1 protein-coding gene is annotated in these 836 nt (G+C 70.3%); it reads right to left on the bottom strand.

Annotation, left to right across the window (positions count from 1 at the left end; translation table 11 throughout):
* Positions 1-127 precede the first annotated feature (127 nt).
* Complete coding sequence (locus DT057_RS35015; protein WP_128566571.1) at positions 128-733, bottom strand: K(+)-transporting ATPase subunit C; 606 nt, start codon at positions 731-733, stop codon at positions 128-130.
* Positions 734-836: the final 103 nt, after the last annotated feature.

The raw sequence follows: 836 nt of genomic DNA, 5'->3' as shown, positions 1-836 counted from the left end.
CGCCCGGAGCCGCCCCGAGGAAGATCTTCAGACGGCCGCGGCCGCCCTCCCGGCGAAGCTGCGCCAGGAGGGCGTCGGGGGATGGTCGCCTGTCACGCCCGCTCCGCGCTGCTGCCATGGCCGGCCGTCACTTGCCTGTCTGAGCATTGAGGGCGAGGTTGAGCGCGAGCACGTTCACGCGGGGCTCACCCAGGATGCCGAGCAGCCTGCCTTCCGTGTGTGCGGCGACCACGGTCCTGAGCTGGTCCTCGGAGATTGCGCGGGCCTTGGCGACGCGGGGTACCTGGAACAGGGCGGCCTCGGGCGAGATGTCGGGATCGAGCCCCGAGGCCGAAGTGGTGACGAGGTCGGCCGGGATCCCCGCCGCAGGGGTCTCGGCCTTGAGCTTGGCGACGTCGTCCTTCACGCGGTCGATCAGGGCCGGGTTGGTCGGACCCAGGTTGGAGCCGCCGGAATTGGCGGCGTTGTAGGGAGCCGGCACGGTCTTGGAGGCGTCACTCGGATCGGGCGCCGTCGTGGCCGAGGGGCGGCCGTGGAAGTAGCGCTCGCCGGTGAAGCTCTGTCCGATGAGGGAGGAGCCGACGACCGCGCCGTTGCGCGCGACGAGGCTGCCGGCGGCTTTCGCCGGGAAGATCGCGCCGGCGAGGCCGGTCACGGCGAGCGGGTAGACGAGGCCCGTGATCAGCGTCAGGGCGACGGTGAACACCAGGGTCGGGCGAAGATGGTTCCACATGGCAGGTCTCGTTCGGTGTGTTCGTTGCGATGGCTCAGGCGAGGTGGAGGGCACTGACGGCGAGATCGATCAGCTTGATCCCGACGAACGGCACCACGATCCC

It is taken from the genome of Methylobacterium crusticola, from assembly GCF_003574465.1.
GTDB lineage: Bacteria > Pseudomonadota > Alphaproteobacteria > Rhizobiales > Beijerinckiaceae > Methylobacterium > Methylobacterium crusticola.
Note: the sequence above shows the minus strand (reverse complement) of the source record. Positions and strands in the feature narration are given on the sequence as shown.